The organism is Aeromonas aquatica, from assembly GCF_000764655.1.
GTDB classification, from domain to species: domain Bacteria; phylum Pseudomonadota; class Gammaproteobacteria; order Enterobacterales; family Aeromonadaceae; genus Aeromonas; species Aeromonas aquatica.
In genome coordinates, this window is record NZ_JRGL01000161.1 from 67703 (window position 1) to 76622 (window position 8920).

At 62.5% G+C, this 8920-nt stretch carries 6 protein-coding genes; all 6 read left to right on the top strand.

The genetic code is table 11. The annotated features are described in order from the left end of the window. On the top strand, nucleotides 1-1767 hold the full coding sequence (gene sdhA, locus LG30_RS0120215) for a succinate dehydrogenase flavoprotein subunit (RefSeq protein WP_081966264.1): 1767 nt from the start codon (nucleotides 1-3) through the stop codon (nucleotides 1765-1767). Nucleotides 1768-1784: 17 nt separating this feature from the next. Beyond that, on the top strand, nucleotides 1785-2501 hold the full coding sequence (locus tag LG30_RS0120220; protein ID WP_033132491.1) for a succinate dehydrogenase iron-sulfur subunit: 717 nt from the start codon (nucleotides 1785-1787) through the stop codon (nucleotides 2499-2501). 123 nt (nucleotides 2502-2624) lie between these two features. Beyond that, on the top strand, nucleotides 2625-5435 hold the full coding sequence (sucA, locus tag LG30_RS0120225) for a 2-oxoglutarate dehydrogenase E1 component (RefSeq protein WP_033132492.1): 2811 nt from the start codon (nucleotides 2625-2627) through the stop codon (nucleotides 5433-5435). A 94-nt stretch (nucleotides 5436-5529) separates the two neighbouring features. Then, nucleotides 5530-6723 carry a 2-oxoglutarate dehydrogenase complex dihydrolipoyllysine-residue succinyltransferase gene (gene odhB / locus LG30_RS0120230; protein ID WP_033132493.1) on the top strand — a complete coding sequence of 398 codons (1194 nt, stop codon included), beginning with the start codon at nucleotides 5530-5532 and terminating at the stop codon, nucleotides 6721-6723. A 171-nt stretch (nucleotides 6724-6894) separates the two neighbouring features. Beyond that, nucleotides 6895-8061 (top strand): ADP-forming succinate--CoA ligase subunit beta, encoded by a 1167-nt coding sequence (sucC, locus tag LG30_RS0120235; RefSeq protein WP_033132494.1) that lies wholly within the window; start codon nucleotides 6895-6897, stop codon nucleotides 8059-8061. Further along, a partial coding sequence (sucD, locus tag LG30_RS0120240; protein WP_033132495.1) for a succinate--CoA ligase subunit alpha occupies nucleotides 8061-8920 on the top strand: 860 nt, incomplete at its 3' end. The genes sucC and sucD, both read left to right, overlap by 1 nt.

The window sequence follows — 8920 nt, forward strand, 5'->3', positions numbered from 1 at the left end:
GTGACTATTCCAACTCGTGAATTTGATGCGGTCGTGATCGGTGCCGGTGGCGCCGGCATGCGCGCCGCGCTGCAGATTGCCCAGTCCGGCAAGACCTGCGCCCTGTTATCCAAAGTGTTCCCGACCCGTTCCCACACCGTTTCCGCCCAGGGCGGGATCACGGTTGCGCTGGGCAATGCCCACGACGACAACTGGCAGTGGCACATGTACGACACCGTCAAGGGCTCCGACTACATCGGCGACCAGGAAGCGATCGAATACATGTGCAAGACGGGCCCGGAAGCCGTCTATGAGCTGGAGAACATGGGCTTGCCCTTCTCCCGCTTCGACAATGGCTCCGTGTATCAGCGTCCGTTTGGCGGCCAGTCCAAGAATTTTGGTGGTGAGCAGGCGGCCCGTACCGCGGCTGCGGCCGACCGCACCGGCCATGCGCTGCTGCACACCCTGTATCAGCAGAACGTCAAGAACAAGACCACCGTCTTCTCCGAGTGGTATGCGCTGGATCTGGTGAAGAACCAGGATGGCCACGTCGTCGGTTGTACCGCCATCGACATGGAGAGCGGCGAAGTCGTCTACTTCAAGGCCAAGGCCACGGTGCTCGCCACTGGCGGCGCCGGTCGCATCTACCAGTCCACCACCAACGCCCACATCAACACCGGTGACGGTGTCGGCATGGCGCTGCGCGCCGGTGTCGGCGTGCAGGACATGGAGTTCTGGCAGTTCCACCCGACCGGCATCGCCGGGGCAGGGGTGCTGGTCACCGAAGGCTGCCGTGGTGAAGGCGGCTATCTGCTCAATAAAGACGGCGAACGCTTCATGGAGCGTTATGCGCCGAACGCCAAGGACCTGGCCGGTCGCGACGTGGTGGCTCGCTCCATCATGATCGAGATCCGCGAAGGCCGTGGCTGTGACGGCCCCTGGGGTCCGCACATCAAGCTCAAGCTGGATCACCTTGGTAAAGAGGTTCTGGAATCCCGTCTGCCGGGCATCTGCGAGCTGTCGCGCACCTTCGCCCACGTGGATCCGGTCAAGGAACCCATCCCCATCATCCCGACTTGCCACTACATGATGGGCGGCGTGCCGACCAGCGTGAATGGTCAGTGCCTGACCCAGGACAAGAGCGGCAACGACGTGCCCGTGGTCGGCCTGTTCGCGGTGGGTGAGATCGCCTGCGTGTCCGTGCATGGCGCCAACCGTCTGGGCGGCAACTCGCTGCTGGATCTGGTGGTGTTCGGTCGTGCCGCCGGCATGCACCTGGTGGAGACTCTGGGGTCCATGGAGCACGGTCGTGAGGCTTCAGAGGCCGACATCGCCGCCGCCCTTGCCCGCCTCAACCGCTGGGAAGCGAACCGTGACGGGGAAGACCCGGCCCAGATCCGCAAGGATCTGCAGCGCTGCATGCAGAACAACTTCTCCGTATTCCGGGAAGGGGATGCCATGGCAGAAGGGCTGGCCGAGCTCAAACTCATTCGCGAGCGCCTCAAGAATGCCCGCCTGGACGACACCTCCAGGGAGTTCAACACCCAGCGCATCGAGTGCCTGGAGCTGGACAACCTGATGGAGACGGCCTATGCCACCGCGGTGGCGGCGAACTTCCGCACCGAGAGCCGTGGCGCCCACAGCCGCTTCGACTTCCCGGATCGTGACGACGAGGGCTGGCTGTGCCACAGCCTCTATCATCCGGACACCGAGTCCATGACCCGTCGCGCTGTCAACATGTCACCCAAGACCCGTGAGGCGTTCCCGCCCAAGGTCCGGACCTACTGATTGCGGAGCCAAGTACAATGAACGTCACATTCTCGCTATATCGCTATAACCCGGACGTTGATAACGTTCCTCATATGAAGGATTATCAGCTCGATATTCCTGAAGGCTCCGACATGATGGTGCTCGACGCACTGATCCAGCTCAAGGAGCTGGATCCCACGCTCTCCTTCCGCCGCTCCTGCCGCGAAGGGGTCTGTGGATCAGACGGTCTCAACATGAATGGCAAGAACGGTCTTGCCTGTATCACTCCGCTTTCCGATCTGCTGAAGAAGGGCAACAAGGTCGTCCTCCGTCCCTTGCCCGGCCTGCCGGTGATCCGTGACCTGGTGATCGACATGACCCAGTTCTACACCCAGTGGGAGAAGGTCAAACCCTTCCTCATCAACGAGGACAAGCTACCGCCCGTGCGTGAGCACCTGCAATCCCCCGAAGAGCGCGCCAAGCTGGACGGTCTGTACGAGTGTATTCTCTGTGCCTGCTGCTCCACCTCTTGCCCCTCCTTCTGGTGGAACCCGGACAAGTTCATCGGCCCGGCCGGTCTGCTCGCCGCCTACCGCTGGTTGGCGGACAGCCGCGACACCGCCGCGACCGAACGACTGGGTAACTTGGACGACGCCTTCAGCGTGTTCCGCTGCCACGGCATCATGAACTGCGTGAGCGTCTGCCCCAAGGGCTTGAATCCGACCAAGGCCATCGGTCAGATCAAGTCGATGTTGCTCAACCGGGCTGTTTAGTATCAGGGCCTGAGGCGTCACGCGCCGGGCCCGACCTCTGGATAGCCATCCAACCCGTTGGCGGGATGGCTATTTAACCCCTACCAGCTGCGCAGGCAGCGACAAGATGTACAAGGGATAGAAATGCATAACGGCGTGATGAAGGCCTGGTTGGAGTCATCTCACCTGGCTGGTGCGAATGCAAGCTACATAGAGGATTTGTACGAATCCTTCCTGGAAAACCCCGACTCCGTGGCCGATGAGTGGCGCAGCCTGTTCCAGCAGCTGCCCCAGGTGAATGGTCATGTGGTAGAACAACCTCACTCCCCGGTCCGCGACTACTTCCGCCGCCTGGCCAAGGACAACTCCCGTTACAGTACCCCTGTCAGCGATCCCCAGGTGGATGCCAAGCAGGTTCGCGTGCTGCAACTGATCAACGCCTTCCGTTTCCGTGGCCATCAGAATGCCAATCTGGATCCGCTCGGCCTATGGCAGCGTGAAACCGTTGCCGAACTGGATCCTGCGTTTCACAACCTGCAGGGTGCAGACATGGAGGCCACCTTCAACGTGGGCTCCTACGCCATCGGTCGCGAGACCATGGTGCTCTCCGATCTCTACGCCTCCCTGAAGAAGACTTACTGCGGCAGCATCGGCGCCGACTACATGCACATCACCTCCACCGAGGAGAAGCGCTGGCTGCAGGACAGACTGGAATCCATCGAAGCCACCGGCAAGTACAGCGCCGAGGAAAAGACCCGTTTCCTCGAGAGCCTGACCGCCGCCGAAGGGCTGGAAAAATACTTGGGGGCCAAGTTCCCGGGGGCCAAGCGTTTCTCCCTGGAGGGGGGCGATGCCATGGTGCCCATGCTCAAGGAGCTGATCCGCCGAGCCGGTGAGCAGGGCTGCAAGGAAGCCGTCATCGGCATGGCCCACCGCGGCCGCCTGAACGTGCTGATCAACGTGCTCGGCAAGCGGGCACAGGAATTGTTCGACGAGTTCGCCGGCAAGCATGGCGAGTCCTGGGGCACCGGGGATGTGAAGTACCACATGGGCTTCTCCTCCGACTTCGCGACCCCGGGCGGCAACGTCCACCTGGCGCTGGCGTTCAACCCGTCTCACCTGGAGATCGTCAACCCCGTGGTCATCGGCTCGGTACGGGCGCGGATGGACAGACACGGCGACAAGGATGGCTCCAGCGTCCTGCCTATCACCATTCACGGTGACTCGGCCATCGCCGGCCAGGGCGTCGTGGCAGAAACCTTCAACATGTCCCTGACCCGTGCCTACGGCGTCGGCGGCACGGTGCGCATCGTCATCAACAACCAGGTTGGTTTCACCACCTCCCATTTCCGGGATCTCCGCTCCACCGAATATTGCACCGACATTGCCAAGGCGGTGCAGGCCCCCGTGCTGCACGTCAACGGCGACGATCCGGAAGCCGTGGTGCTGGTGACCCAGATTGCGCTGGATTACCGCAACACCTTCAAGCGCGACGTGGTGATCGAGCTGGTCTGCTACCGTCGTCACGGTCACAACGAGGCCGACGAGCCGAGTGCGACCCAGCCCTTGATGTACCAGAAGATCAAACAGCATCCGACCCCGCGCAAGATCTACGCCGATCAGCTGATCGCCGAAGGCTGCGTCACGCCGGAGCTGGTGACCGCCCAGCTCAACGACTACCGCGATGCCCTGGACAAGGGGGAGCGGGTGAGCAAGGAGTGGCGTCCGATGGAGCTGCACTCCGTCGACTGGACTCCCTATCTGGGCCACGACTGGGCCATGAGCTACGACAGCACTGTGCCCATGGCGCACCTGAAATCCCTCGGCGAGCGCATCAGCCAGTACCCGGCCACGCACGTGCTGCAGCGTCAGGTCGAGAAGATCTACGAAGACCGCCGCCTGATGGCCGCCGGCGACAAGCTGGTGGACTGGGGCTTTGCCGAGACCCTGGCCTACGCCACCCTGGTGGACAAGGGTTCCCGCATCCGCTTCACCGGTGAAGATTCCGGCCGTGGCACCTTCTTCCACCGCCACGCCGTGCTGCACAACCAGACCGATGCCAGCACCTATACCCCGCTGTGCAACCTGCACGAGAGCCAAGGTCCGTTTGAAATTTACGACTCCGTGCTGACCGAGAACGCGGTACTGGCGTTCGAATATGGCTACGCCAGCGCCGAGCCAGCCGGCCTCACCATCTGGGAAGCCCAGTTCGGCGACTTCGCCAACTGCGCCCAGGTCGTGGTAGATCAGTTCCTCTCCTCCGGTGAGCAGAAGTGGGGCCGGATGTGCGGTCTGACCATGCTGCTGCCCCACGGTTACGAGGGGCAAGGCCCTGAGCACTCCTCCGCCCGTCTGGAGCGTTACCTGCAGATGTGCGCCCAGCACAACATGCAGGTGTGTGTACCGTCCAATCCGGCCCAGGTGTTCCACATGCTGCGCCGCCAGGTGGTGCGCCCGATGCGCCGTCCGCTCATCGTGATGACGCCGAAATCCCTGCTGCGCCACCCGCTGGCGGTGAGCAAGCTCGAGGAGCTGGCGGAAGGCACCTTCCAGAACGCCATCGGCGAAATCGATGCGCTGGATCCCAAGGGCGTCAAGCGCGTGGTGTTCTGCTCCGGCAAGGTCTACTACGACCTGCTCGATGCCCGTCGCAAGGCTGAGCAGCAAGACGTGGCCCTGGTGCGGATCGAGCAGCTCTACCCCTTCCCGGAAGAGGAAGTGCGCGCCATCCTCGCCGATTACGCTCACGTTACCGATTTCGTCTGGTGTCAGGAAGAGCCGCAGAACCAGGGCGCCTGGTACAGCACTCGCCATCACTATGACAGCGTGCTGCCAAGCGTTGCCCGTCTGCGTTATGCCGGTCGCCCGGCCTCGGCCTCACCGGCCGTCGGCTACATGTCCGTCCACGCCAAGCAGCAAAAAGCGCTGGTGGAAGACGCCCTGACCCTGGAATAAACGAGTTGTGAAGGGGAGGGCGCTCCTCGGGAGCCGACCCTCTCCGACTCTGGAATTAAGCCTGCTGGCCAAGAAGTAACAAGGAACTGATTACATGACTATCGAGATCAAGGTACCGGACCTGCCCGAATCAGTGGCGGATGCCACCATCGCCACCTGGCACAAGAAACCGGGTGATCTGGTTGCCCGTGACGAAGTACTGGTTGACATCGAAACCGATAAAGTCGTGCTGGAAGTCCCCGCGCCGGAAGCCGGCGTGCTGGGCGACATCCTGCAACTGGAAGGCGCGACCGTGCTGTCCCGCCAGCTGATCGCCATCCTCAAAGCGGCCCCGGTGGCCGGTGAAGAGACCCGTGAGAAGCCAGTGGAAGCCGTTGCCGACGACAGCACCGATGGCATGAGTCCGTCCGTGCGCCGTCTGGTGGCCGAGCACGCCATCGACGTGGCCAAGCTGACCGGCACCGGCAAGGGCGGTCGCGTCACCAAGGAAGACGTGGAAGCCTTCATCAAGGGCTTGAGCAAGGCGGCTGCTGCCGCACCGGTTGCCGCCGCCCCTGCGGTGGCTGCGCCTGTTGCGCCGCTGGCCGGTCGCACCGAGAAGCGCGTGCCCATGACCCGTCTGCGCAAGCGCATCGCCGAGCGTCTGCTGGAGGCCAAGAACACCACCGCCATGCTGACCACCTTCAACGAGATCAACATGGCGCCCATCATGAAGCTGCGCAAGCAGTACGGCGAGATCTTCGAGAAGAAGCACGGCATCAAGCTCGGCTTCATGTCCTTCTACGTGAAGGCCGTGGTTGAATCCCTGAAGCGCTACCCGGAAGTGAACGCGGCGCTGGATGGCGATGACATCGTCTACCACAACTACTTCGACGTCAGCATCGCCGTCTCCACCCCCCGTGGTCTGGTGACCCCGGTGCTGCGCGACTGCGACAACATGAGCCTCGCCGACATCGAGAAGGCCATCAAGGATCTGGCGGGCAAGGGCCGTGACGGCAAGCTGACCGTGGATGAACTGACCGGCGGCAACTTCACCATCACCAACGGTGGCGTGTTTGGCTCCCTGATGTCCACCCCCATCATCAACCCGCCCCAGAGCGCCATCCTGGGGATGCACAAGATCCAGGACAGACCCATGGCGGTGGACGGCAAGGTCGAGATCCTGCCGATGATGTACCTGGCCCTCTCCTATGACCACCGCATCGTCGATGGTCGCGAGTCGGTCGGCTTCCTGGTCTCCATCAAGGAGCTGCTGGAAGATCCGACCCGTCTGTTGCTGGACGTCTAAGCCCATTGGCAGGATCAAGAAGCCTTCGGGCTTTGGAAGACCCGCGCCATGTACAGCCGAGCTACTGAGCGAAATTAGAAAGATAACGAGGGGCCCCCGAGGCCCCTTTCACAGGGGATTGAGAAACAACGAGCCCCGGACAGAAAGACCTACAACACGGATAGAGCATCTATGAATCTGCATGAATATCAGGCAAAACAGCTGTTTGCCGAATATGGCCTGCCGGTCTCCGAAGGTTATGCCTGCGCCACCCCGCAGGAAGCGGCCGAAGCGGCCGACAAGATTGGCGGCAACACCTGGGTCGTCAAATGCCAGGTCCACGCCGGTGGCCGCGGTAAAGCGGGCGGCGTCAAGCTGGCCAAGAGCAAGGACGAGATCCGTGCCTTCGCCCAACACTGGCTCGGCAAGAACCTGGTGACCTACCAGACTGACGCCAACGGTCAGCTGGTCACCAAGATCCTGGTGGAATCCTGCACCGACATCGCTAAAGAACTGTACCTGGGCGCCGTGGTCGATCGTGGCAGCCGCCGCGTGGTCTTTATGGCCTCCACCGAAGGTGGCGTGGACATCGAGAAAATCGCCCACGAAACCCCGGAACTTATTCACAAGGCGGCCATCGATCCGCTGGTGGGCCCGCAGGCCTATCAGGCGCGCGAGCTGGCCTTCAAGCTGGGTCTGGTCGGCGATCAGATCAAGCAGTTCACCAAGATCTTCATGGGTTTGGGCCAGATGTTCCTGGACTGCGACTTCGCCCTGCTGGAAATCAACCCGCTGGTGATCACCGCCCAGGGCAACCTGCACTGCCTGGACGGCAAGATCAACATCGACGCCAACGCCCTGTATCGTCAGCCCAAGCTGCGCCAGATGCATGACCCATCCCAGGATGACCCCCGCGAGGCGCACGCCGCCCAGTGGGAGCTGAACTATGTGGCGCTCGATGGCAACATCGGCTGCATGGTCAACGGCGCCGGTCTGGCCATGGGCACCATGGACATCGTCAACCTGCACGGCGGCTCACCGGCCAACTTCCTGGACGTCGGCGGCGGCGCCACCAAGGAGCGGGTGACCGAGGCCTTCAAGATCATCCTGTCTGACAGCAAGGTCCAGGCCGTGCTGGTCAACATCTTCGGCGGCATAGTGCGCTGCGACATGATCGCGGAAGGCATCATAGGTGCGGTCAAGGAAGTGGGGGTCAAGGTGCCCGTGGTGGTGCGTCTGGAAGGCAACAACGCCGAACTGGGTGCCCGTAAACTGGCCGACAGCGGCCTCAACATCATCGCAGCAACGAGTCTGACCGACGCAGCGCAGCAAGTGGTCAAAGCAGCGGAGGCCAAATAATGAGCGTTCTGATCAACAAAGACACCAAGGTGATCTGCCAGGGCTTCACCGGCGGTCAGGGTACCTTCCACTCCGAACAGGCGATTGCCTACGGTACCCAGATGGTCGGCGGCGTCTCCCCGGGCAAGGGCGGCACCACTCACCTGGGCCTGCCGGTGTTCAACACCGTCCGTGACGCGGTCGACGCCACCGGCGCCACCGCCTCCGTTATCTATGTCCCGGCCCCGTTCTGCAAGGACGCCATCCTGGAAGCCATCGATGCGGGCATCAAGCTCATCGTCACCATCACCGAAGGCATCCCGACCCTGGACATGCTGCAGGTCAAGGTGAAGCTGCAGGAAACCGGCGTGCGCATGATAGGTCCGAACTGCCCGGGCGTCATCACCCCGGGTGAGTGCAAGATCGGCATCATGCCCGGCCACATCCACAAGCCGGGCAAGGTGGGCATCGTCTCCCGCTCCGGCACCCTGACCTACGAAGCGGTCAAGCAGACCACGGATGAGGGCTTCGGCCAGTCCACCTGCGTCGGCATCGGTGGTGACCCCATCCCGGGCTCCAACTTCATCGACATTCTGGAAATGTTCCAGAAGGATCCGCAGACCGAAGCCATCGTCATGATCGGCGAGATCGGCGGCAGCGCCGAGGAAGAGGCGGCGGCCTACATCAAGGCCCACGTCACCAAGCCGGTGGTCTCCTACATCGCGGGCGTCACCGCCCCGGCTGGCAAGCGCATGGGTCATGCGGGCGCCATCATCGCCGGTGGCAAGGGCACGGCAGCAGAGAAATTTGCCGCCCTGGAAGATGCCGGCGTGAAAACCGTGCGCTCCCTGGCCGATATCGGCACGGCCCTGCGTGAAGT

Excerpts from the sequence above, each read along its gene's own strand:
- LG30_RS0120220 (WP_033132491.1), top strand. The coding sequence starts at position 1,785 with ATGAACGTCACATTCTCGCTATATCGCTATAACCCGGACGTTGATAAC.
- odhB (WP_033132493.1), top strand. The coding sequence starts at position 5,530 with ATGACTATCGAGATCAAGGTACCGGACCTGCCCGAATCAGTGGCGGAT.
- sucA (WP_033132492.1), top strand. The coding sequence starts at position 2,625 with ATGCATAACGGCGTGATGAAGGCCTGGTTGGAGTCATCTCACCTGGCT.
- sucC (WP_033132494.1), top strand. The coding sequence starts at position 6,895 with ATGAATCTGCATGAATATCAGGCAAAACAGCTGTTTGCCGAATATGGC.